Here is a 24,826-nt window from a genome sequence, read left to right as displayed (position 1 = left end):
GGGAGGACGCGCTGCACCGCCGTGCGCTGTTTCCCGCTGATGGCGGGCGGAAGGGATTCATAGGCTGCCGGCTCTCATCGAGGAGCCGGACCCCATGTCACCTTCATCCACGCGTTCCCCCGATTCATCTGCCGACGTGGCACTGGACGACAACTCGGCGATTGACCGTTTCATCGCCTCCCAAGCCCCGCAGTGGCTCAAGTCCGCCTCCGTTGACCGGCTCGATCAGTTGCAGGCCAGCCTTGCTGCCCACCAGGCGTTGCAGGGGCGGGTGGCGCGGCTGCTGGAGTCGATCCGGCCGGTCGAGGATTTCGTCATCCCCTTGCTCCAGAACGCGCTGGCCCAGGAGGGTGAGGTTGCCCTGGATATCCGTGAGGCGCTGTGGCGCGATGTCCGGTTGCGGGTCACGCGCCCGTTGTTTCCGATCACTGACGTCGACCTGCCCACGTTCAAGCTCTATTCCCGCGACAGCAGCCTGTTCCATCGCGTGCTGCAAAATTTTACCGGAGCGCAGGCCAAGGCCAGCAATTACTACCCGGGCGCCGGCATCGTCCAGGCGGGCAAGATGCTGGACCTGCCACCGGAGCGCCTGGCCGAAATCTGTCGCCGCCTGGACCTCGGCAGCCAATACCAGCAGCACCTGGAAACGCTTCTGCAACCGGCCGACACCCAGGCGCTGCAACAGGTGTTGCACGTGCTGGCCGAAGACATGCGCTGCGCGCTGGCCGCGCATGCCCACAGCGCCAGCCTGAGGGGCCAGATCGATGATCAGGCCCTGCAGGGTTTGCTGAAACTGGCCACGGCCGATGCCCATGCGAACCCGGGCCAGTTGCCCGTCTGCTGCCGCTTCCTGGAAGTGTTGGGTTTTGCCGTGCCGGGCGTGTTGATCTTCGAGGCGCGCGACAAGGGCCTGCCGGGCGCCGTTCGCGAGCAGGCCGGCGCAGCGCCGCGGCAACTGGTTTTCTATTGGCCCAATGATCCCCGCCAGCCGTTGCGCCAATATTCGTCGTGGTACGCACTCGCCACCGACCTGGGCAATGACCTCAAGAACAGCACCTACCGCGACCGCTTCACCCACCTGCTCGCCCAGGATGATCGGCTGGGTTTCGTCATCAAGCTCGCGTCGCGGCTGGAAGCCCCTCGTCCGGACCTGGAGGTGGTCGGGCTGACGGCTCAGGACGTCGAGTTCTCTCGCCTGGTGCAGCATCGGATCAGCCGGCTCAAGGCCGATGCCGCCGCCTTGGTCGTGCCGACCTCGGCGGCTGACCTGGAGGTGTACCAACAGCGCATCGCCGCGCTGGAGTCGGCGGGGGTATCGGTGCTTATGTTGACCGCGTCGTTCTTGCCGGTGGTCGGCGAATTGATGCTGGTGAACCTGGTCTGGGAAATGCTCGGCGAGGTGTATGAGGGGGTGCAGGAGTGGCGCCGGGGCCAGCACGAAGAAGCGCTCGACCACATGTTGGGAGTGGTGCGCGACCTGGCGCTGACCACGATCGGCTCGGTGGCCGCGATCACGGTAGTGCGGACCTTGCAACGCAGTGAGTTCATTGGCCGCCTGCTACCGGTGCTGCGTGCCGACGGAACCCTGCGCCTGTGGCTCGCGGACCTGTCCGCCTATGCCTTGCCGCTGCTGTCGTTGCCGTTCCCGCACCGGCTCGACGCCGACGGTCTGATCCGCAAGCAAGGCCGTCAGTGGTGGCGGCAGGGCGACCGGGTATTCGAAGTCCGGCAGGATCCGCGCAGTGGTCGCTGGCTGATTCTTCATCCGACCCGCGCGGAGGGCTACACACCGATATTGAGCGGAAATGGTCGCGGTGCCTGGTGGCTGCCCGGCGAGCACCCTCTGCAATGGCAGGGCACGGCCAATCTGTTGCGCCGCCTGCTACCCGGTAGTGAAGACGTGAGCGACCTCGCGTGTGAACGGGCGGTCGCCGTGGCCGGGGGCGACGAGGCGATGTTGCGCGGCCTGTTGGTGGAGCGGCGCGCGGTGCCGGCAACCTTGCGCCATACGCTGGCGCAGTTTGCCCTGGATGCGCGGATCGATCGTTTCTTCGAGCAACTGCAACAGGGGCAGCCGATGAGTGCGCTGGACCCCGAGTTGGCCGGCTACACCAAGGCGTTGCTCAACCGTCCGCACGCCTTGCCGGTGGACGAGCGGGCCACTTGGCAATCGGGTTCGCCGTCGCTTCGGGCGTTGCTGTTCGACAACACCGCGGCCCGGCAGTCGTCGAAGCTTGATAGCCGGGGCGCCTTGCTGCGGCGTGATTTCCCCGGCTTGCCCGCCGTGCATATCCGCGCCTTGATTGACGAGGCGGGGGAGGCCGCGCTTCGCTCCATCGACGAGCGCGGGCGAATTCCCCTGGCCATGGCCGAGCAGGCGCGCCTGGCGTTGAGCGAGGTGCGCGTCAGCCAGGCGCTGCAGGGCCTGTGTTTGCACAACGTGTGCCCCGACCTCAGCGTGCGCCTGGCCTTCGGCTTGTTGCGTCATCTGCCCGAGTGGCCCGAGGGCTTCAGTTTCGAGTTGCGCGACGGATCGGTGCACGGCCGGGTGATCGAGCGCCTGTTGCCGCTCTCCGACACACGGCAGGTGCGGATCCTGCTGCGCGCCGGCGCGCAGTTCGACGTGTTCGGTGAGCTGGACCCGGTGGGCAACCAGGCGGAACCAGGCAATCTGTTCCACGCCATCCTGGAGGGGCTTGGCCCGGTCAACGCTCAAGCCTTGGGTCTGGAGGGCGAGCAGGCTGATGAACAATTGCGACAACTGCTGCTCGATCGCGCCATCGCCGACCGCCAGCGCGTGCCGGTGCTGATCGGCATGGCCAGCCGGCCGGGCGTGTTCAATCCCTTGCGGCGTACCGCCGAGGGTCGTCCGGGCTATCCGCTGAGTGGGCGCGGGGCCACGGGGCGAACCTCGTTGACCAGCATGGTCAGGTCATTGTTTCCGGGGTTCGATGACCAGGAAGTGAGCCGCTTTCTCGAGGGCATCAGCGCTGCGCACGATGACCCGATGAGCGAGCTGTTGCGCTACCAGCGATCACTTCATCATCTCGAGGAAACCCTGTACCGCTGGCAACTCCAGGCCACCACGCAACAGGCCAATGGTCGCCGCCGGGTGGTCGAGGAAATACGTCGTTGCTGGTGTCGCCTGACCGCGCCGATGCACGGCACTGACGGCGCCTTGCTGGGCTATCGCTTGAACCTCGGCTATGTAGCGACAGGGGATTTCCCGGAATTGTCGGCGGACATCGATTTTTCCCACGTGGTCGAGTTGACCTTGCCTGACGCGCAGCAGTCGCAGCGCATCAGCGGGTTCCTGCAAAGCTTCACTCGCCTGCGCTGGCTCGATATGAGCGGCAACGCCCTCACCGACATTCCACAGGCCGTTGGCAATATGCGGGAGCTGCGCCACCTGGTGCTGGAGAGCAACCTGATCCGCATCAGCACCATGGGCCAGCAGATCCTGTCGTCGTTGAGCCGTCTGGAGATACTTTCCCTCGATCACAACCCGTTGGATGTGGCGCCGGACGTCAGCCGCTTGCCGCGCCTGCAACGCCTGGGCCTGCGCCAGACACGCTTGCGCAGCCTCCCGCCGGGCGTGCTGAGCCTGCCGTTCGTGGAGTTCGCCGATTTGCGGGGCAACCAATTGGCGACCTTGCCGGACGGCTTTTTCGAATCGCCCCAGCACGTCCGCAGTGCCTTGTTGTTGCAGGGCAATCCGCTCTCGCCGGCGGTCCGCGCGCGGCTCTGGGACATGACCGAGGACGTGCCGATATCGAGCGAGTTGTTGCGTGAACGCTGGCTCGACGATGCCCAGGGCGAGGTGCTGGTCGAGCGCGGTGAACGGTGGGATCGCCTGCATGCCGAGCCCAATTCCGGCGACTTCTTCGCGTTGCTGGGGCGCTTGCTGACGACGGCCGAGTTCCGCCTGGCGGGGGTCGATCTGCGGGTGCGGGTATGGCGCATGCTGAACGGCTGCGTGGAGAGCACCGAGCTGCGGGAAACCTTGTTCGACCTCGCGGCGGGACCGACGACCTGCGCCGACAGTGTGGAATCCAACTTCAGTGTGCTGGAGGTCCGTTTCCTGCTCCACCAGGCCCGCCGACAAGCCAATTGGGGGCTGTCGCATAGCGTGCTGCTGCGGTTTTGCCGACGGCTGTTCCGCCTGGAGCGGCTTGAACTGCACGTTCGCCAGGTGATCACCGAGCGTTACGCCCAAGGGCGTGGCGTGGATGAGGTGGAAGTCAGCCTGGCCTATCGCACGGGGCTGGCGCGTGAGCTGGAGTTGCCGGGGCAGCCGAGCCATATGGATTTCAGCCAGATCGCCGGCGTGACGCCGCAGGACCTGCGCGAGGCGGTGCGTGTCGTGCGTGCCGACGAGCAGGGCAATGAACTGCCGCGGTTCATTGCCAGCCGCGATTACTGGGTGGAATACCTGCGCGAACAGCACCCGGCCGCGTTCGCTGAACTTGAAGACCGGTTCTGGCACCGTCTGGACGAACTCGGCGCGCAGCACGCCAGCCTGCCCGAGGGCGAATACCTCGCGCGCATGAACAGCCTCGCCGCTGAGCGTAGCGCGGCCTTTCAGGACCTGGCGCTGCGCCTGACCGGCGAGGCGATGAGGCAAGACCCGCCGGTTTGAGCGGCCCGCCGTGGGGCGACGCGGGTCGTCCCATGGCCAAACCAGTCATCCAGATTGACAGCTTTGACCATTGCCCCAAGTCGGCCCCAGCGCGACTATCTCCGGACCTTTCGTTATTCCAACAATAAAAACGAGGAGTTCGGCGATGCGTGATTACAGCGCGGCGGCACGTACCTTCAATTACCCGCAAGCGGCCGGGGCGGCGCTGGCCGGCAGTCTCGAGGCGCTCAACGCCTGTGTCGAATGCTGCGACCGACACGCTGCGGACGACCGCATCGCCCTTCACTGGGAAGGCCGCGACGGACAAAGCGCCAGTTACCGTTTCAGCGAGCTGCAGGCCCGCGCCGCGCGCTTTGCCAATGTGCTCAAGGCCCAGGGCGTCGCCCCCGGCGACCGGGTCGCCGGCCTGCTGCCGCGTACCGTAGAGCTGCTGGTGACGGTCCTCGCCACCTGGCGCCTTGGCGCGGTCTATCAACCGTTGTTCACTGCGTTCGGACCGAAAGCCATCGAGCACCGGCTGCACGCTTCGGGTGCCAAGGTGGTGGTCACCGACCCGAACAACCGCGGCAAGCTCGACGATGTCGAAGACTGCCCGACGATCATCTGCGTCAAGGCCGACGCCGCCCGTGGCGACCTGGATTTCCAGGGCGAACTCGAGGCCGCCGACCCGTACTGCGAGCCGGTCCTGCTGTCGGGCGAGGCGCCGTTCCTGCTGATGTTCACCTCCGGCACCACCGGCCCCGCCAAACCCCTGGAAGTCCCGCTGCGCGCGATCGTCGCGTTCCAGGGCTACATGCGTGACGCCATCGACCTGCGCCCCGAAGACAACTTCTGGAACCTCGCCGATCCGGGCTGGGCCTACGGCCTCTATTACGCGGTCACCGGGCCTTTGTCCCTGGGCCACGCGACGACCTTTTTCGACGGCCCGTTCAGCGTCGAGAGCACCTGCCGGATCATCGACAAATTTGCCATCACCAACCTGGCCGGCTCGCCGACCGCCTACCGTATGCTGATTGCCGCCGGCGATGCGTTCTCGGCGCCGATCAAGGGCCGCCTGCGGGTGGTGAGCAGCGCCGGCGAGCCGCTCAACCCGGAAGTGATCCGCTGGTTCCGCGATCAACTGGACGTGACCATCCACGACCACTACGGCCAGACCGAACTGGGCATGGTGCTGTGCAACCATCACGGCCTTGAGCACCCGGTGCACCTGGGTTCCGCCGGCTACGCCATTCCCGGCCACCGCATCGTCGTGCTCGACGAGCACCACCAGGAACTGCCGGCCGGACAGCCGGGCATCCTCGCCGTCGACCGCGAACAATCGCCGCTGTGCTGGTTCGGCGGCTACCACGGCTTGCCGACCAAAGCCTTCGTCGGCAAGTACTACCTCAGCGGCGATACCGTCGAGCTGAACCCGGACGGCAGCATCAGCTTCGTCGGCCGCAGCGACGACGTGATCACCACCTCCGGCTACCGCGTCGGCCCGTTCGACGTGGAAAGCGCGCTGATCGAGCACCCGGCGGTGATCGAGGCGGCGGTGATCGGCAAGCCCGACCCGGAGCGCACCGAACTGATCAAAGCCTTCGTCGTGCTCGGCAGCGGCCACGCGGCCAACGATGAGCTGGCCGAAACCCTGCGCCAGCACGTACGCCAGCGCTTGTACGCCCACGCCTATCCCCGTGAAATCGAATTCGTCAGCGAGCTGCCCAAGACCCCGAGCGGCAAGCTGCAGCGTTTCATCCTGCGCAATCAGGAAATCGCCCTTCAACAAGCAGCGCAGGCCCACAAGGCCAGCGCGTGAGGACAGCACCATGCAAATAGCCAACAAGAACTTCATCGTCAGCGGCGCGGCCTCGGGCCTCGGCGCCGCGACCGCGGAAATGCTCATCCAGGCCGGTGCCCGGGTGATGCTGGTCGACCTCAATGCCGAAGCGGTCGCCGCCAAGGCCGCAGCGCTGGGCGAGAACGCCCGCCATGCCGTCGCCGACATCAGCCAGGAGGCCGCCGCCAAGGCCGCGGTCGATGCCGCCGTGGAGGCGTTCGGCAGCCTGCACGGGCTGGTCAACTGCGCCGGTATCGTCGGCGCCGAGAAAGTCCTGGGCAGAAATGGCCCGCACGGTCTGGACAGCTTCAGCCGGGTGATCAACGTCAACCTGATCGGCAGCTTCAACCTGCTGCGCCTGGTCGCCGCGGCCATGGCCGAAGGCGAGGCCGGTGCCGATGGCGAGCGCGGGGTGATCATCAACACCGCCTCGATCGCCGCCTATGACGGCCAGATCGGCCAGGCCGCCTACGCCGCGTCGAAAGGCGCCATCGCCAGCCTGACCTTGCCCGCCGCCCGCGAACTGGCGCGCTTCGGCATCCGCGTGATGACCATCGCCCCCGGCATTTTCGAAACCCCGATGATGGCCGGCATGACCCAGGACGTGCGTGACTCGCTGGCCGCCGGCGTGCCGTTCCCGCCGCGCCTGGGCCGCCCGGTGGAATACGCCGCGCTGGCTCGCCACATCATTGAAAACAGCATGCTCAACGGCGAGGTGATCCGTCTCGACGGCGCCTTGCGCATGGCTGCCAAATAATCGCAGGAGAACACCATGACCCTCGCCAATGACCCAATCGTAATCGTCAGCGCCGTGCGCACCCCCATGGGTGGCCTGCAAGGCGACCTCAAGAGCCTGACCGCGCCGCAACTGGGCGCCGCCGCCATCCGTGGCGCGGTGGAGCGCGCCGGCATCGCCGCCGACAGCGTCGAGCAAGTGCTGTTCGGCTGCGTGCTGCCCGCCGGCCTCGGCCAGGCCCCGGCCCGGCAGGCCGCGCTGGGTGCCGGCCTGGACAAAGGCACCACCTGCACCACCCTGAACAAGATGTGCGGTTCCGGCATGCAGGCCGCGATCATGGCCCATGACCTGCTGCTGGCCGGCAGCGCCGAAGTGGTGGTCGCCGGTGGCATGGAAAGCATGTCCAACGCGCCATACCTGCTGGACAAGGCCCGCAGCGGTTATCGCATGGGCCACGGCAAGATCATCGACCACATGTTCTTCGACGGCCTGGAAGACGCCTACGACAAGGGCCGCCTGATGGGCACCTTCGCCGAAGACTGCGCCGAGGCCAACGGCTTCAGCCGCCAGGCCCAGGACGATTTCGCCATTGCCTCGCTGACCCGCGCGCAGCAGGCGATCAAGGACGGCAGTTTCGCCGCCGAGATCGTTCCGGTGGAGGTCACCGTGGGCAAGGAGAAGGTGCTCATCAGTGATGACGAACAACCGCCGAAGGCCCGTCTCGACAAGATCCCGCAACTCAAGCCGGCCTTCCGCGACGGCGGCACGGTGACCGCGGCCAACTCCAGTTCGATCTCCGACGGCGCCGCCGCGCTGGTGCTGATGCGCCGCTCCCGCGCCGAACGCCTGGGGCTCAAGCCACTGGCGGTGATCCACGGCCACTCGGCGTTCGCCGACGCGCCGGCGCTGTTCCCCACCGCGCCAATCGGCGCCATCGAAAAACTCATGCAGCGCACCGGCTGGACCCTGGCCGATGTCGACCTGTTCGAGATCAACGAAGCCTTCGCCGTGGTTACCCTGGCGGCGATGCATTCGCTGGACCTGTCCCACGACAAGGTCAACATCCATGGCGGCGCCTGCGCCCTGGGCCACCCGATCGGTGCGTCCGGCGCGCGCATCCTGGTCACGCTGCTGTCGGCCCTTCGCCAGAAAGGCCTGCGCCGTGGCGTGGCGGCAATCTGCATTGGCGGCGGCGAAGCCACGGCCATGGCCGTCGAGATCCTGAACTGAGGTGCACCATGCTGGTTAACGACGAGCAACAACAGATCGCCGACGCGGCGCGGCAGTTCTCCCAGGAACGCCTGCGGCCGTTCGCCGAAGAATGGAGTCGCGAGCACCGCTTCCCGAAAGAGGCGATGGCGGAAATGGCCGACATGGGCTTCTTCGGCATGCTGGTGCCGGAGCAGTGGGGCGGGTGCGACACCGGCTACCTGGCCTACGCCATGGCCCTGGAAGAAGTCGCCGCCGGCGACGGCGCCTGCTCCACCATCATGAGCGTGCACAACTCGGTGGGTTGCGTGCCCATCCTCAAGTTTGGCAACGACGACCAGAAGCAGCGCTTCCTCACTCCGCTGGCCAGCGGCGCCATGCTCGGCGCCTTCGCCCTGACCGAGCCGCAGGCCGGCTCCGACGCCAGCAGCCTGAAGACCCGGGCCCGCCGCGACGGTGATCACTACGTCCTGAACGGTTGCAAGCAGTTCATCACTTCCGGCCGCAATGCCGGGGTGGTGATCGTCTTTGCCGTGACCGATCCGGCGGCGGGCAAGCGCGGCATCAGCGCCTTTATCGTGCCCACCGACAGCCCCGGTTATCAGGTAGCGCGGGTCGAGGACAAACTCGGCCAGCACGCCTCCGACACCTGCCAGATCGTTTTCGAAGACGTGCGCGTGCCGGTGGCCAACCGCCTGGGCGAGGAGGGCGAGGGCTACAAGATCGCCCTGGCCAACCTCGAAGGCGGGCGTATCGGTATCGCCGCGCAATCGGTGGGCATGGCCCGTGCCGCGTTCGAAGTGGCCCGCGACTATGCGCGCGAGCGCGAGAGCTTCGGCAAGCCGCTGATCGAGCACCAGGCCGTTGCGTTCCGCCTCGCCGACATGGCCACGCGCATCGCCGTGGCCCGGCAGATGGTGCATCATGCCGCGGCCCTGCGTGACGCCGGGCGGGCGGCGCTGGTGGAAGCCTCGATGGCCAAGCTTTTCGCCTCGGAAATGGCCGAAAAGGTCTGTTCGGATGCCTTGCAGACCCTCGGCGGTTATGGCTATCTGAGCGACTTCCCGCTGGAGCGGATCTACCGCGACGTGCGGGTCTGCCAGATCTACGAAGGCACCAGCGACATTCAGCGCATGGTCATTGCGCGCAATCTTTGAAGGGAGCAGCTCATGACATTCGAAACCATCCTCGTCGAAACCCGCGGCAAGGTCGGCCTGATCACCCTCAACCGGCCGCAGGCGCTCAATGCCCTGAACCGCCAGATCATCGGCGAGCTGAACCAGGCGCTGGACGCCTATGAAGCCGACGCCAACATCGGCTGCATCGTGCTCACCGGCTCCGCCAAGGCCTTCGCCGCCGGCGCCGACATCAAGGAAATGGCCGAGCTGAGCTACCCGCAGATCTACGTCGATGACCTGTTCAGCGACTGCGACCGCGTCGCCAACCGGCGCAAGCCGATCATCGCCGCGGTGTCCGGCTTCGCCCTCGGCGGTGGCTGCGAGCTGGCGCTGATGTGCGACTTCATCCTCGCCGCCGACAACGCCAAGTTCGGCCAGCCGGAAATCAACCTCGGCGTGCTGCCGGGCATGGGCGGCACCCAGCGCCTGACCCGCGCGGTGGGCAAGGCCAAGGCCATGGAACTGTGCCTGACCGGCCGCCTGATGGGCGCCGAGGAAGCCGAGCGTGCCGGCGTGGTGGCGCGCATCGTGCCCCAGGCCGAACTGCTCGACGAAGCGCTGAAAGTGGCGGCGGTGATCGCCAGCAAGTCGATCCCGATTTCGATGATGGTCAAGGAGTCGGTCAACCGCGCCTTCGAAGTCACCCTGTCCGAAGGCGTGCGCTTCGAACGTCGGGTGTTCCACGCGGCGTTCGCCACCGAAGACCAGAAAGAAGGCATGGCGGCGTTCATCGCCAAGCGCGAGGCGCAGTTCAAGGATCGCTGATCCCAGCTAGATATACCGCCAGGGCCTGCGGGGCCGGGGTTGAAATGCTGCTTCCATCCAGAACAAGGAAGCTTGAGCATGACCCCGACCCTGTCGCCCTACGGGCAACTGGCCCTGAACGCAACGCTTTGCGGCCCGATTGCCCGGTACTTCGCCTCGCGTCCCTCCTTCCGCGAGGTGGCCCACCAGATCATCGAGCAACAATGGCGGCAACGCCGGATTGCCGGTCCTGGCCCAGCGCTGCTCAGGCTCTATCGCTGGGTGGAGGGTTACGGTTACTACGTCGATACATTGGCCGATGCGCTGATCGAGCGCTTTTGCAAGGGCGAGCCCATCTGGCTTGTCGAAGGCCAGGACTTTCTCAGCCGCTACCCCGGCGCCGAGTTTCCCCAAGCGTCCATGACGGACTTGCAGGCGGTGCAGGTCCTGCTCAACGAGTGCGGGCCGTTCCTGCTGGAAGAATACAAACGGCAGTTGGTGGCCTACTGGGTGCGCGGACCGCAAGGCGGGCCGAGCCCTTGGAGCTGGCTGGCGAACTACCTGCAGGAACAGTGCAGAACCGCTGTCGGCTTCGAGCGCAGCAACGGAACGCTCGACGCGCAGGAAGCCGCTACCGCGATGCTCCTGGCCCTGTACCCGGACCCCAGCCAGCGTGCCGCGTTCGGGAACCTCGACAACACCGAGGCAGGGCTGTTGAGCCTGGACGTCAACCCCCGGCGCTGGCTGGATGCCGACATGGCCAGCACGCTGTTGGTCGAGCGTGTCATACCCGAGCAGAATCGCACCCTGTTGATGCTCTATACCTTGTCCGGCCGGTGGTACCGCTTCGAGTCGCGCCAGGCGTTGGCGCGCATGCTGGCGTATGGCGGCGAGCGCCGCGGTCTGGTGCCGTTCACCCTGCACGTGTACGCCACCCGCGAATCGGTGTTCCTGAGCCAGGTGCGGCTGCTGCTCGAACAGCAACTGACGCTGATCGATACCATCGCCCGTTCGATTGCTGACGTGGAGGAAGACCCTGTCAGAGGCCTGGTCTGGCGTCTGGATGAAGCCACCTCGCTGCTGCAGATCTGCGAACAAAGCCAGCGCCAGAGCTGGCTGCTGTATTTCAGCGTGCTCCCGGCCTGGTTGAAGGAGGGGAGTGTCGAGGACCAGAGAATCTATGGCGATGCCCTGCTTGAGCTGACCCTCCTGCAACAACGCAGTGGCGGCCAGTCGTTTCTGTACGCCATCCCGCCGATCCTGGAATATGCCCGGGACCAGGTGCGGGCGGCGATCCTGCTCGATCATCCGCAGGCGACCGCACTCGACGTCGAGGCGGTTGAGGTGGTCAATCGCCGGGTGATCGCCAGTGGCATCGCCGTCGGTGGCGATTTTTTCCCCAGCGGCACGATCGAGACCGTGCGATTCACCTTGCCACAGTTCGCGTTGGAGAACCTGTCGGCGCTGCGCTCCGGAACGGTGACCCTGGGCATGAGCGATGGCAGCGCGCTGCCTGGCTGGCTGACCCTGGACTATGCGAAGGCGCTGGTGACCCGGTTGGACCTGGGCAAGGTTTATCCCGAACTGCTGCGTCGTGAGCTGATCGATGACTCGCAGGTGTTGCTGCGGCGTCAGGCGTTGTTCATCGACCAGGTTCGCCTGCAACTGCCGCTCCTGGCGCTGGAAAAAAAACTGCGCGGGCAGGACGGTTTCACTGCCGCGGGCGTGCGCCTGGTCAATGGGGTGTTCCGCCCGATCCGCGGCGAGCCGGATGTGGCGCGTTTGCGGCCCTTGTCGTTTATCCGGCGCAAGGGCGCCATACCCGACACCGCGCTCAATGCCTATCTGATCGAGCGCTTCGACATCCGTAGCGGGCCCACGGTGTTGTACCGTCCGCTGCACCGTCAGCCGCTTCGCGAGTTCGCCAGTCGTGAGGCGTTTTTCAACGCGGTGTGCCAGGAGCCCGAATTGCAGGAAGACGTGCTGGCACGTCTGAACGAGCACGCCAGGGCAATCTACGCCAACGGCGGCTTCCGGCAGCCGCACGTCGTGCGCTACACGCCGGGCGCCGAGTTTGGCGTATTCGAGCAGCCGCCACCTGCCGACGTAGGGACGGACGCACTCAGCGGCGAAGTGCTGGAGCACCTCTACAGTGCCTGCGCACAAGAGCTGCTCAGCCGGGCCGAAGCGCAGTCGCTGTCCAATAGCGAGAACCGCTGGATCGGCTACCAGGAGCTGGGCTGGGTGATGTTGAACACCTTGCTGCCGCTGCTCAACGGCCCTGTTGCCGTCTCCGCCTGGATGCTGCAGGTCTTCGCCGACCTGCAGAATGATCTGCGGCAACCACAGCCGCAGGAGGCACAACTGGTCCTCCACCTGTTCAATTTCGCTTCGCTGTTGATCAGCATTCCGCACGGGCGCAGCGTTCTGGCGCCGGCTTCCGGCATGCCGGAAGTGGAAGCGGCGTTGCCGGTAATTGCACAACTTGTGCACGAACCGGCCAGCTCGCCGTCGGGGCTTGCGTTGTCCCAGCTCGACTTCAGCTGGGCGACCGCCACCCAACGCCTGAGCAATGCCCAGCGCGAGTCGCTGGTGCGCTTTCAGGTGGGCCTGACCCCCGGCCAACTGGGATCGGAGGTATCTGACGGCCCCTGGGCAGGGTTGTTCTACTACGACCAGCGTTGGTGGATACGCCTTGAGGGCCAGGTGTATGAGGTACAGGTCAACAGCGATGAGGTGCAGATGGTTGACGCGTTGGGCCGGCCGGGGCCCTGGTTGTACCGGGATGCCGCCGGCGACTGGCGAATCGACGCGCGTGTGCGGCTGCGCGGCGGCATGCCACTTAACCAGCGCATCGAGCGGATGCACGCGGCCAATCGGCAGCGCATTCCCGAGCTGGAGGCGCGGCAGGTTGAGCTTCTGAGTGAGCGTCTGGCATTGAACCTGACCATCGAACAGGACGCCAGGCTCGTCGGAGACCGTAACCCGCCGTCTGCACAGTCACTCAGGGCCTATGCCGATCACCTGCGCACCCACAGTGAGTTGATGAAGCGGGTCGATGAAAACTACGTCGAATTGAACGCGCTGGAAGCCCAGGCCGATTTCAGCCAGGAGCATGGCCGTTACTTGTCCGAGCGGGTGACCAGCCTTGCGCAACTGGTTCAGGTCTTGCGCTGGCAACTGGTTGGAAGCATGGACGTTTCCCGTGTCTTGCAGGCGCGCAGTGCTGACGTCCATGCCACGGTGGAACTGCGCGACCAGCACTATGACGCGCTGATGGCGGAGTGCGAGAAAGCCAGGGTGATTGTCGGCGAGGCGATTTCCACGTTCGGTGAGGCTCACGGGATTTGCCAGCAACTGGGCAAGATCCTGCCAAGGGGGCCGGAATGGGTCGCCGACTATAAACGGCTCAGGGGTGCCGAGTCCTCGCTCTGGGCCTGGAAGGCCAGCGAGTTCAGCATCACGGCCGCGCTCATTATCGGCACGGAAAGGCGCAATGACCTGGAGCTCTTCGAGTCGATCAAACGGGTCCGGCTCGCCCTGCAGATGCAGCACGAGCTGGAAAGCGACGCCGTGTTTACCACGGAGGAGCGCATCGAGATCCTGGATAGCTGCACGCAAAACTACGTGATGGCGCGGGAGAGCATGGCTCCTCTGGGCGGCGATTTTGCCAGCGAGCAGGCCAGGCGCTGGCTCGTGGGTCTGGTCGAGGCCCTGCGTTCGCTTGAGCATAGGGTCGAAGAAGAACTGGCGGCCCTGATTCGTGCGCAGGCGGGTAACAGTGAGGAGCCTGTGCCGCCGGCCGATCGTCAGCAGGTGGTGATCAAGACCCGCAGCCGCGGTGTAGTGGTGGCGCGTAAGCACAAGACCAAGGCCGGCAAAGCGGAAGCGGTGGTGCCCGAGCCGCTGGTCAGCGGTGAACTGGCCCGTTTTGAAGAAACCGCCGAGCCGGGGGTATGGAAAATCATCGAGCCCGTGACGCCGCTGCGAAACACGCCGGAGAGCCCGCAGCAGAAAGGCGTCCTCGCCAGCTTGCTCAAACGCAGTGCCAAGATGCTGTCGGAGGCTGATCGAAAAATGCAGAAGGCCCGGGTGCAGGCGCGCACCGCCACCATCGCCGTAGAAATAGAGGAAATCCTGATCAACCAGGCGAGCCCGCTGGAGCAACTGGCCCGGCAGGTCGAGAATTCCCTGAGCGTTTCCAACACGGTAGAGGACCAGTCCGGCAGGCATGACGCGGCACTGCAGTCCAAGGCCTTGTACCGGAAGGCGGCGGCGATGCGCGAAGAGGGCCGGCAACTGCGTATCTCGATCATCAAGACACAGCCGCCGACCAGCAGTCGCGTGGCGTACCTGAAATCGCAGCACGAGATCAAGATCACCCGGCCCAAGGGCCGCGAACCCACTGCGGGGCGCAAAGGCCAGGATCGGGGTTATCTGCAGGAGTATGTGATCAGTGATATGGCGGGGCAGCTGTTGTGGTACGCCCACTTCCACTACGCCAGCCTGGACGCGGGGCCAGCCGACTTTATCGTCGGCCACCTGAAGACCCGCGAGCAGCGTTTCGACCGGGGGCAGTACCGGGTGAAGATGGAGAAAAACAGCCGGAAGGTGATTCAGATCTACCGCAGCATGATCGACAAGGCTGCTGCTGCGGAGTTGTTCCTGAGCCTCTAGTGGCCGGTATGGCTGTTTCGTTTCGGCGCTGTGCGTTGTCTTCCTCGCTGTAGCGCAGGGCACGGCTCAGGGTGAGTCGGGCCCAGCACAATGTACCGCCAGAAGCACCGGGCTCGGGGTTGAAATGCGCTCTCATCCAGAACAAGGACGCTTGAGCATGACCCCGACCCTGTCGCCCTACGGTCAACTGGCCCTGAGCGCAACGCTCTGTGGGCCGATTGCCCAACACTTCGCCTGGCGCCCCTGCTTCAGCGATGTGGCCCTCCAGATCATCGAACAACAGTGGCACCAGCGCCGGATCGCCGGCCCGCATCCGGCGCAGCTCAGGCTTTATCGCTGGGTGGAGGGCTACGGTTACCGCGCCGACACACTGGCCGATGTGCTGATCGAGCGCTTTTGCCGTCCAGGCATCCTCAAGCTGGTCAGCGGCCAGGACTTTCTCAGTTTCCAGCACGGCGCGGAGTTTCCCCAGGCGGTCACGACTGACGTGCAGGCGGTGGCGACCCTGCTCAACGAGTGCGGGCCGTTCCTGCTGGAGGAATACAAACGGCGGATCGTGGCTTATTGGGTGCGCGGTTCAGACGACCAGCCCAGCCCATGGAACTGGCTGGCGGGTTACCTGCAACAGCAGTGCAAGAGCGTCATCGGGCTCGAGCGCGGCAGCGGTCTGCTCGACCCGCAGGAAGCGGCGACCGCGTTGATGCTGGCGGTGCGCCCGGAGGCCCACCAGCGTGCCGAGTTCGATAACCTCAAGGACACCCAAGTCTGGCTGGTGAGCCTGGATGTCAATCCCCGGCAATGGCTGGATGCCGACCTGGCCAGTGCGCTGTGGATCGAGCGTGTGATGCCCGAGCAACAACGCACCCTGGTGATGCTCTATACCTTGTCCGGCAGGTGGTATCGCTTTGAGTCGCGCGCGGCGTTGGCGCGCATGTTGGCGTATGGCGGCGAGCGGCGCGGCGTGACGCCGTTCATCCTGCACCTGTACACCAGCAGTGAATCGGTGTTCATGAGCCAGGTGCGGTTGCTGCTCGAACAGCAACTGATGCTGATCGATACGATCGCGGGTTCGATGGCTGAAACCGACGAGGACCCGGTCGGAGCGTTGGTCCGAGACCTGGACGAGGCCACCTCGTTGCTGCAGATCTGCGAGCACAGTCAGCACCAGAGTTGGCTGCTGTATTTCGGTTTGCTCCCGGCCTGGTTGAAGCAGGGCAGCGTCGAGGACCGAAAAACCTATGGCGAAGCCCTGCTCGAACTGGCGATCCTGCAGCGCCGCAGTGACGGCCAATCGTTTCTCTACGATGTCCCGCCGATCCTCGAATACGCCCGGGACCAGGTGCGGGCGGCCCTTCTGCTCGATCATCCGCAGGCGACCGGGCTCGACGTCGAGGCGGTCGAAGTGGTCAATCAGCGGGTGATCGCCAGCGGCGTGGCCATCGGCGGCGATTTTGTCGCCAGCGGCACACGCGAGACCGTGTGCTTCAGCCTGCCGCAATTCGCCCTGGAAAACCTCTCGGTACTGCGCGCCGGAAACGTCTCCGTGCGCATGCGCGACGGCAGCGCGGTGCCGCCGTGGCTGACCCTGGACTATGCGAAGGCGCTGGTGACCCGGCTGGACCTGGGCAATGCCTATCCCGGCCTGCTGCGGCATGCGCTGTTCGATGACCCGCAGGCGTTGGCGCGTCGTCAGACCCTGTTCATCGACCAGGTTCGCCTGCAACTGCCGTTGCTCGCGCTGGAGAAGAAACTGCGCGGGCAGGACGGCCTCACTGCCGCCGGTGTGCGCCTGGTCAACGGTGTGTTTCGCCCGGTGCTTGGCGCGCCGGATGTTGCGCGCTTGCGGCCTTTGACCTTTATCCGCCAGGAGGGCGCCACGCCGGATAGCGCACTCAACGCCTACCTGATCGAACGCTTCGATATCCATAGCGGGCCCAGCGTGCTGTACCGCCCGTTGCACCGTCAGTCGCTGCGCGAGTTCGCCAGCCGCGAGGCGTTCTTCCACGCGGTGACCCATGAGCCTGAGTTGCAGCAAGACCTGCTGGCGCGGATGGATGAGCACGCCAGGCCGATCTACGCCAAAGGCGGGTTCGAGCAGCCGCATGTGGTGCGTTTCGCTGCTGGCGCCGAGTTTGCGGCGTTCGACGTGCCGGCGCCTGCCGACGTGGGAGAGCAGGCGCTGAGCGGCAAGGTGCTGGAGCAGCTTTACCTGTCGTGCGCGCAAGAACTGCTCGGCCGCGCCGAAGCGCAGTCGGTGTCCAACAGCGAGAACCGCTGGATCGGCTATCAAGAGCTGGGCTGGTTGATGTTCAACGCCTTGCTGCCGCTGCTCAACGGTCCGGTTGCCGTGTCGACCTGGATGCTGCAGGTCTTCGCCGACCTGCAAAATGATCTGCGGCAACCACAGCCGCCGGAATCGCAACTGGCTATCCAGCTCCTCAACTTCGCCTTTCTGCTGGTTACCCTGCCCAATGGCCACAGCACCCTGGAGTCCGCCTCCGACATGCCGAAGGTCGATATGGGACTGCCGGTGTCTCCGCTAGTGGTGCGAGAACCGACCAGCTCACCCTCGGGTGTCGCCTTGTCCCAGCTCGATTTCAGTTGGACGAGCGCGACCCAGCGCCTGAGCAAGGTCCAGCGTGAATCCCTGGTGCATTTCCAGGTACACCTGACGCCCGGCCAACTGGGCACAGCGGTGGCCGAAGGGCCCTGGGCGGGGCTGTTTCTCTACGACAAACGCTGGTGGGTTCGTCTTGAGGGCCGCGTGTATGAGGTGGGTATCAACGACGGTGAGGTTCGGGTGGTTGACGCGTCAGGCCGGCCGGGGCCCTGGTTGCATCGCGAAAGCCCCGGCGACTGGCGAATCGACGCGCATGTGCGGCTGCGCGGTGGCATGCCGCTCAATCGCCGCATCGAGCAGTTGCGCGCCGCCAATCGGCAGCGGGTTAAAGAGCTGGGAAACCGGCATGTCGAACTCCTGAGTGAGCGTCTGGCGCTGAGCCTGGTGATTGAACAAGACCTCAAGGACGTGGGAGAGAGAAAACCGCCGCCTGCACCGGCACTCAGCCGCTATGCCGATCACCTGCGCGCCCATAGTCAATTGATGAAGCGGATCGATGAAAACTACGTCGCCTTGAACCAGTTGGAGAGCCTGGTCAATTTCAACCACGAGCACGCCCGCTACTTGTTCGAGCGGGCGACCAACCTCGCGCAAATGGTGAAGGTCCTGCAGGCGCAACTGGTCGACAGCAAGGGCGCTTCCCGCGTCCTGCGGGCGCGGGTTGCCGACCCTCAGATCAGCACGGAAGTGCGGAACCAGCACTATGACGCGCTGATGGCGGAGTGCGAAAAAGCCAAGGCGATCATCGACGAGGCGATTTTCACGTTCCACGAGACCCGCGAGATTTGCCAGCAACTGAGCAAAGTGCTGCCGATGGGGCCGGAACTGGTCGCCGATGTTCATCGGCTCAGGGACGTCGAGTCCTCGCTGTTGGCTTGGAGGTCCGCCGAATTCAGCATTACCGGCGTGCTCATTCTCGGGCTGGAGAGGCGGAGTGGCGTCGAGGTCTACGAGATGGTCGACCTGGTACGGTTTGGGCTGCAGATGCAACTGGAACTGAGCACCGAAGGTGCTTTTACCGAAGTGGAGCGCATCGCGATTCTTGACGGCAGCGTGCGCAATTACACGATGGCGCGCGAGCAGATGCGCATGGTGGACGAGCTCCTGCTCAACGACCAGGCAAAGCGCTGGCTCGCGGAGCTTGCCGAGTCGCTGCAATTACTGGAACAGCAGGCCGAAGAGGAACTGGCGACGCTGATTCGCACGCAGGCCGGTGACAGTGAAGAACATGTGCCCCCGGTCGATCGCAAGCAGGTCGTGATCAATACCCGCAGCCGCGGTGTGGTGGTGGCGCGGCAGCGCAAGACCAAGGCCGGCAAGACGGAAACGGTGGTGGTCGAGCCGCTGGAGAACAATGAATTGGCCCGCTTCGAAGAAACCGCCGAGCCGGGCATGTGGCAGATCGTCGAGCCCGAATCGCCGCCGCTGACGCCGCCGGAGCGCCCGCAGCCGACGGTGGGCCTCGCCAACTTGCTCAAACGCAGCACCAGTCTGCTGGCCGAAGCTGACCGACAGATGCAGAAGGCCCGCGCGCAGGCGCGTACCGCCACCATCGCCATCGAGATGGAGGAAATCCTCGCCAACCAGGCGCGTCCGCTGGAGCAACTGGCTCGGCAGATCGAAACCCTGCTGACCGGTAACAACGAGGTGGACCACCCGTCCGGCGGGCGTGGCGCGACGGCGCAGGTCAAGGCCTTGAAGGACAAGGCCGCCGCGATGCACGAGGAAGGCCGGCAACTGCGCATCTCGATCATCAAGACCCAGCCGCCGACCATCAGTCGCGTGGCGTACCTCAAATCGCAGAACGAGATCGACATCACCCGGCCCAAGGGCCGCGAACCGACTGCCCGGCGCAAAGGCCAGGACCGGGATTACCTGCAGGAATACGTGATCAGCGACAAGGCCGGGCAGCCGTTGTGGTATGCCCATTTCCACTACGCCAGCCTGGAGGCGGCGGCAGCCGACTTCCTCGTGGCCCACCTGAAAACCCGCGAGCAGCGCTTCGACAGCGGGCAGTGCCGGCTGAAAATGGAGCAGAGCAGCCAGAAGGTGATCCAGATCTACCGGAGCCAGATTGACAGGCCGGCGGCTGCCGGGCTGTTCCTGGGTATTTAGAGGCAGGGCGGGGGGGAATGGGCGCCGCCCGCGCGGCGCCCGATCTCCAGGGCGCTAAAGATCCGTCAGGCGGCTCGCGGCCCGTGCAGTACTACCAAATGAGTAGCCGATCCCTGCCAAGGGCCGATTCGTCATGCCCGCCGGGCTGACTAAGATCGAATCACTGCCTGTCATCAGCGACAGGCGCCGCTCAGCAGAGGCCCTACCCCATGATCTACGCAGCTCCTGGCACTCCGGATGCCATCGTCACGTTCAAACCGCGCTACGGCAATTACATCGGCGGTGAATTCGTCCAGCCGCTGAGTGGCCAATACTTCAGCAACACCTCGCCGGTCAACGGCCAACTGATCGCCGAATTCCCGCGCTCCAATGCCCAGGACATCGAAAAAGCCCTGGACGCCGCCCACGCCGCCGCCGATGCCTGGGGCCGCACCTCGGTCCAGGATCGTTCGAACGTCCTGCTGAAAATTGCCGACCGCATCGAGCAGAACCTGGAAGTCCTGGCCCTGGCCGAGACCTGGGACAACGGCAAGGCCATCCGCGAAACCCTGAATGCCGACGTGCCACTGGCCGCCGACCACTTCCGCTACTTCGCTGGCTGCATCCGTGCCCAGGAAGGCAGCGCCGCGGAAATCAATGACACCACCGCCGCCTATCACTTCCACGAGCCGCTGGGCGTGGTCGGGCAGATCATCCCGTGGAACTTCCCGCTGCTGATGGCCGCCTGGAAACTCGCCCCGGCCCTGGCCGCCGGTAACTGCATCGTGCTCAAGCCGGCCGAGCAGACCCCGCTGTCCATCACGGTGTTCATCGAGCTGGTCGGCGACCTGCTGCCGCCGGGCGTGCTGAACATCGTCCAGGGCTTCGGCCGCGAAGCCGGTGAAGCCCTGGCCACCAGCAAACGCATCGCCAAGATCGCCTTCACCGGTTCCACGCCGGTCGGTTCGCACATCATGAAGTGCGCCGCCGAGAACATCATTCCGTCCACCGTGGAGCTGGGCGGCAAGTCGCCGAACATCTTCTTCGAAGACATCATGCAGGCCGAGCCATCCTTCATCGAGAAGGCCGCCGAAGGCCTGGTGCTGGCGTTCTTCAACCAGGGCGAAGTCTGCACCTGCCCGTCCCGCGCGCTGGTCCAGGAATCGATCTACCCGCAGTTCATGGAAGAGGTGCTGAAGAAGATCAAGCTGATCAAGCGCGGCGACCCGCTGGACACCGAAACCATGGTCGGCGCGCAGGCGTCCGAGCAGCAGTACGACAAGATCCTCTCGTACCTGCAGATCGCCCGCGACGAAGGCGCCGAGATCCTCGCCGGCGGTGCCAGCGAGCAACTGGCCGGTGATCTGTCGACCGGTTACTACATCCAGCCGACCCTGCTCAAGGGCCACAACGGCATGCGCGTGTTCCAGGAAGAGATCTTCGGCCCTGTAGTCGGTGTCACCACCTTCAAGGACGAAGCCGAAGCCCTGGCGATCGCCAACGACACCGAATTCGGTCTCGGTGCCGGCGTCTGGACCCGCGATATCAACCGCGCCTACCGCATGGGCCGCGGAATCAAGGCCGGTCGTGTGTGGACCAACTGCTATCACCTGTACCCGGCGCACGCCGCGTTCGGTGGCTACAAGAAGTCCGGTGTCGGTCGCGAGACCCACAAAATGATGCTCGACCACTACCAGCAGACCAAGAACCTGCTGATCAGCTACGACATCAACCCGCTGGGCTTCTTCTGATCGCCCGGATAACTGTGGCAAAAACGCTTCCAAAGTAGCATTCGAACCCCACCGGAAACGGTGTATCAATAGAAGCGCCGCAATCCTGTGGTGCGAGAAGAGGATGGACCTATGTGGAAAAAGCCAGCGTTCACTGATCTGCGTATTGGTTTTGAAGTGACGATGTACTTCGCCAACCGTTGATCCCTCTTGCGTCGGCCGGTACTCCAGCGGCCGACGCAGCTGCTCCGATGATCGCATTGCATTCCCCCATCTTTGCTTTAGGCTGGCGCAATCCCAAAAAGAACAAGAAGGCGTTGCATGAGCCCGAACCTGAGCCAGTTGCGTAAGTTCGTCTCCCCCGAAATCATCTTTGGCGCCGGCTGCCGCCACCACGTCGCCAACTACGCCCGCACCTTCGGTGCACGCAAGGTCCTGCTGGTCAGCGACCCTGGCGTGATCGCCGCCGGCTGGGTCGCTGATATCGAAGCCAGCCTGCAGGGCCAGGGCATTGACTACACCCTCTACAGCGACGTCTCGCCCAACCCGCGTATCGAAGAAGTGATGAACGGCGCCGAGCGCTACCGCAGCGAACAGTGCGACGTGATCGTCGCCGTCGGCGGCGGCAGCCCGATGGACTGCGCCAAGGGCATCGGCATCGTGGTCGCCCACGGCCGGCACATTCTCGAATTCGAAGGGGTCGACACCATCCGCGTGCCGAGCCCGCCGCTGATCCTGATTCCGACCACCGCCGGCACCTCGGCGGACGTCTCGCAGTTCGTGATCATCTCCAACCAGCAAGAACGCATGAAGTTCTCCATCGTCAGCAAGGCGGTGGTGCCGGACGTGTCGTTGATCGACCCGGAAACCACCCTGAGCATGGACCCGTTTCTCTCGGCCTGTACCGGCATCGACGCGCTGGTGCACGCCATCGAAGCCTTCGTTTCCACCGGCCACGGGCCACTGACCGACACCCATGCGCTGGAAGCCATGCGCCTGATCAACGGCAACCTGGTGCAGATGATCGCCACCCCCAGCGACATCAAACTGCGCGAGTCGATCATGCTCGGCAGCATGCAGGCCGGGCTGGCGTTCTCCAACGCGATCCTCGGCGCGGTGCACGCCATGTCCCACAGCCTCGGCGGCTTCCTCGACCTGCCGCACGGGCTGTGCAACGCGGTGCTGGTGGAGCATGTGGTGGCGTTCAACTACAGCGCCGCGCCGGACCGCTTCAAACTGATCGCCGAGACCCTCGGCATCGACTGCCGCGGGCTCAGCCACAACCAGATCCGCACGCGTCTGGTCGAACACCTGATCGCCTTCAAGCACGCCGTGGGCTTCCACGAAACCCTCGGTTTGCACGGGGTCAACGGCAGCGATATTCCGTTCCTGTCCCAGCATGCGATGGACGACCCGTGCATCCTCACCAACCCCCGAACCTCAAGCCAGCGTGATGTCGAGGTGGTCTATGGCGAGGCCCTCTGACCCTCGCGACGAAGCCCTCGCCGGGCTGCTGGGCCTGAGCAACCACACCGTTCGCAAGAGTCACTACCCGGAACTGGCCGCGCGCCTCGACGAGCTGGAAACCGAGCGCAACCGCTACACCTGGCTGTTCGAGCACGCCGTGCACGGGATCTTCCAGGCCAGCCTCGAAGACGGCCTGCGCGCGGCCAACCCGGCGATGGCGCGGATGCTCGGCTATGCCGATCCGCAACAATTGCTGCTGGCGCGCACCGACCTGGCCGGGCACCTGTTCGTCGGCGGCCAGGAAGAACTCATGGCCATCGCCCAGGAACTGCAGCGCGAGCGGGCGCTGCTGGGCTACGAAACCCAGTTGCAGCGCAAGGACGGCAGCAGCATCGACGTGCTGATGAACCTGTTGCTGCGGCCGGACGAGGAGGGTGTGGTCGAAGGCTTCGTCGCCGACATCACCGAGCGCAAGCAGCACCACGCCCGTTTGCAGCAGCTCAACGACGAACTGGAACAGCGCGTCGCCGAGCGCACCAACCAACTGATGGAAGCCCGCGATGCCGCCCAGGCCGCCAACCGCAGCAAGGACAAATACCTCGCCGCCGCCAGCCACGACTTGCTGCAACCGCTCAACGCCGCGCGGCTGCTGATCTCGACCTTGCGCGAGCGCCGCCTGCCGGACGCCGAGCAACTGCTGGTGGAGCGCGCCCATCAGGCGCTGGAAGGCGCCGAAGACCTGCTCACCGACCTGCTGGACATTTCCCGCCTCGACCAGGCGGCGATCAAGCCGGACCTTGACCTCTACCACCTGGACGAACTGCTGGTGCCATTGGCCTCGGAGTTCCAGCCAGCGGCGGAAGCTGCCGGGCTGAGCCTGCGGGTGCGCAGCGGCGGCTGGTTGATCCGCACCGATATCCGCCTGTTGACACGGATCCTGCGCAACTTCGTCAGCAATGCCTGCCGCTACACCGGACAGGGCCGCATTCTTCTTGGCGCGCGGCGGCGCGGACAGATGCTGCGCCTGGAAGTCTGGGACACCGGCCGCGGCATCGCCGCCGATCGCCTGGACTCGATCTTCCTCGAATTCAACCAACTGGATGTCGGCCGCGCCGCCGACCGCAAGGGTGTCGGTCTGGGGCTGGCGATCGTCGACCGCATTGCGCGGATCCTCGAATGCCAGGTGCGGGTCCGTTCCTGGCCGGGACGCGGTTCGGTCTTCAGCATCGACGTGCCGCTATCCAGCGAAGCCCCGCGTCCGGTGGTCGCACCCAGCGCGCCGCTGCCGGCCCTCGGCGATCCGCTGCCGGGTCGGCGCCTGCTGGTGCTGGACAACGAGACCAGCATCCTGCAAAGCATGGCCGCGTTGCTCGGCCAATGGGGTTGCGAAGTGCTGACCGCCACCGACCGCGAAGCGGCCTTGCAGGTGCTGGAGGGCAGGGCGCCAGAGCTGGTGCTGGCAGACTTCCATCTCGATCATGGTGTTACCGGATGTGAAGTCGTGCGCGACCTGCGCAGACACTTCGGCACGGCGATTCCGGCGGTGATGATCACCGCTGATCGCAGTGATCAGAGCCGCCGGGCGATGCAGCGACTGGGCGCGCCCTTGCTCAATAAACCGGTGAAACCCGGCAAGTTGCGTGCGGTTTTAAGCCAATTGCTCGGATAAGCGGGCACTGCCGTGCTTCACGCGGCGACGGGTTATTTGCTATAAACGCTGCCCCCGGCGCCAGAGTTGTCCGGGGCGGGGGCTTTTCGGACAAAACCACAGTCATTTCTGTTGCCCGTCACGAGGCTCGGCCTTAGACTGCCGCCCCCTGTAAATTGAGTACCAATTGGTGCTTGAAGAATTCCGCTGCGGTGGCACGGCCACCACGGCACCCGATTCGTCTAAATGCACGTAATTTTTTATT

Annotated in this window: 12 protein-coding genes; all 12 read left to right on the top strand. The window is 65.1% G+C overall.

All coding sequences use genetic code 11. The annotated features are described in order from the left end of the window. The first annotated feature begins 94 nt into the window (after positions 1 to 94). The 12 genes from CKW37_RS19925 (at position 95) to CKW37_RS19870 (ending at position 24,582) form a co-directional block, all read left to right on the top strand. Positions 95 to 4,639, top strand: a complete 4,545-nt coding sequence (locus tag CKW37_RS19925; RefSeq protein WP_095157630.1) for an NEL-type E3 ubiquitin ligase domain-containing protein — start codon at positions 95 to 97, stop codon at positions 4,637 to 4,639. Between the two features lie 145 nt (positions 4,640 to 4,784). After that, positions 4,785 to 6,437: an AMP-binding protein gene (locus CKW37_RS19920; protein WP_095157628.1), complete on the top strand. Its 1,653-nt coding sequence runs from the start codon at positions 4,785 to 4,787 to the stop codon at positions 6,435 to 6,437. A gap of 10 nt (positions 6,438 to 6,447) precedes the next feature. After that, the gene (locus tag CKW37_RS19915) at positions 6,448 to 7,215 is read left to right on the top strand and encodes an SDR family NAD(P)-dependent oxidoreductase (RefSeq protein WP_095157626.1); all 768 of its coding nucleotides are present in this window, start codon (positions 6,448 to 6,450) and stop codon (positions 7,213 to 7,215) included. A gap of 15 nt (positions 7,216 to 7,230) precedes the next feature. Continuing rightward, positions 7,231 to 8,424, top strand: coding sequence for an acetyl-CoA C-acyltransferase (locus CKW37_RS19910; protein WP_095157624.1), 1,194 nt, complete (start codon positions 7,231 to 7,233; stop codon positions 8,422 to 8,424). An 8-nt stretch (positions 8,425 to 8,432) separates the two neighbouring features. Continuing rightward, positions 8,433 to 9,560, top strand: a complete 1,128-nt coding sequence (locus tag CKW37_RS19905; protein WP_095157622.1) for an acyl-CoA dehydrogenase — start codon at positions 8,433 to 8,435, stop codon at positions 9,558 to 9,560. 12 nt (positions 9,561 to 9,572) lie between these two features. Next, positions 9,573 to 10,346 (top strand): enoyl-CoA hydratase, encoded by a 774-nt coding sequence (locus CKW37_RS19900; RefSeq protein WP_095157620.1) that lies wholly within the window; start codon positions 9,573 to 9,575, stop codon positions 10,344 to 10,346. A 78-nt stretch (positions 10,347 to 10,424) separates the two neighbouring features. Next, on the top strand, positions 10,425 to 15,002 hold the full coding sequence (locus tag CKW37_RS19895) for a dermonecrotic toxin domain-containing protein (protein WP_095157618.1): 4,578 nt from the start codon (positions 10,425 to 10,427) through the stop codon (positions 15,000 to 15,002). 157 nt (positions 15,003 to 15,159) lie between these two features. Then, positions 15,160 to 19,737, top strand: coding sequence for a dermonecrotic toxin domain-containing protein (locus CKW37_RS19890; protein ID WP_095157605.1), 4,578 nt, complete (start codon positions 15,160 to 15,162; stop codon positions 19,735 to 19,737). Positions 19,738 to 19,946: 209 nt separating this feature from the next. After that, positions 19,947 to 21,467: an aldehyde dehydrogenase family protein gene (locus tag CKW37_RS19885; protein ID WP_095157603.1), complete on the top strand. Its 1,521-nt coding sequence runs from the start codon at positions 19,947 to 19,949 to the stop codon at positions 21,465 to 21,467. Between the two features lie 111 nt (positions 21,468 to 21,578). Further along, positions 21,579 to 21,650 (top strand): pyrroloquinoline quinone precursor peptide PqqA, encoded by a 72-nt coding sequence (gene pqqA / locus CKW37_RS19880; RefSeq protein ID WP_009394664.1) that lies wholly within the window; start codon positions 21,579 to 21,581, stop codon positions 21,648 to 21,650. Positions 21,651 to 21,767: 117 nt separating this feature from the next. Then, positions 21,768 to 22,931 (top strand): alcohol dehydrogenase-like regulatory protein ErcA, encoded by a 1,164-nt coding sequence (gene ercA / locus CKW37_RS19875; protein WP_095157601.1) that lies wholly within the window; start codon positions 21,768 to 21,770, stop codon positions 22,929 to 22,931. Then, the gene (locus CKW37_RS19870; protein WP_095157599.1) at positions 22,915 to 24,582 is read left to right on the top strand and encodes a NahK/ErcS family hybrid sensor histidine kinase/response regulator; all 1,668 of its coding nucleotides are present in this window, start codon (positions 22,915 to 22,917) and stop codon (positions 24,580 to 24,582) included. Before ercA ends, CKW37_RS19870 begins: the two co-directional genes overlap by 17 nt. Positions 24,583 to 24,826: the final 244 nt, after the last annotated feature.

This window comes from Pseudomonas sp. Irchel 3E13 (genome assembly GCF_900187455.1).
Lineage (GTDB): Bacteria > Pseudomonadota > Gammaproteobacteria > Pseudomonadales > Pseudomonadaceae > Aquipseudomonas.
Note: the sequence above shows the minus strand (reverse complement) of the source record. Positions and strands in the feature narration are given on the sequence as shown.

What these genes read in the sequence shown, in the direction of transcription:
- CKW37_RS19925 (WP_095157630.1), top strand. Translation starts at nt 95, where the DNA reads ATGTCACCTTCATCCACGCGTTCCCCCGATTCATCTGCCGACGTGGCA.
- CKW37_RS19920 (WP_095157628.1), top strand. Translation starts at nt 4,785, where the DNA reads ATGCGTGATTACAGCGCGGCGGCACGTACCTTCAATTACCCGCAAGCG.
- CKW37_RS19915 (WP_095157626.1), top strand. Translation starts at nt 6,448, where the DNA reads ATGCAAATAGCCAACAAGAACTTCATCGTCAGCGGCGCGGCCTCGGGC.
- CKW37_RS19910 (WP_095157624.1), top strand. Translation starts at nt 7,231, where the DNA reads ATGACCCTCGCCAATGACCCAATCGTAATCGTCAGCGCCGTGCGCACC.
- CKW37_RS19905 (WP_095157622.1), top strand. Translation starts at nt 8,433, where the DNA reads ATGCTGGTTAACGACGAGCAACAACAGATCGCCGACGCGGCGCGGCAG.
- CKW37_RS19900 (WP_095157620.1), top strand. Translation starts at nt 9,573, where the DNA reads ATGACATTCGAAACCATCCTCGTCGAAACCCGCGGCAAGGTCGGCCTG.
- CKW37_RS19895 (WP_095157618.1), top strand. Translation starts at nt 10,425, where the DNA reads ATGACCCCGACCCTGTCGCCCTACGGGCAACTGGCCCTGAACGCAACG.
- CKW37_RS19890 (WP_095157605.1), top strand. Translation starts at nt 15,160, where the DNA reads ATGACCCCGACCCTGTCGCCCTACGGTCAACTGGCCCTGAGCGCAACG.
- CKW37_RS19885 (WP_095157603.1), top strand. Translation starts at nt 19,947, where the DNA reads ATGATCTACGCAGCTCCTGGCACTCCGGATGCCATCGTCACGTTCAAA.
- ercA (WP_095157601.1), top strand. Translation starts at nt 21,768, where the DNA reads ATGAGCCCGAACCTGAGCCAGTTGCGTAAGTTCGTCTCCCCCGAAATC.
- CKW37_RS19870 (WP_095157599.1), top strand. Translation starts at nt 22,915, where the DNA reads ATGGCGAGGCCCTCTGACCCTCGCGACGAAGCCCTCGCCGGGCTGCTG.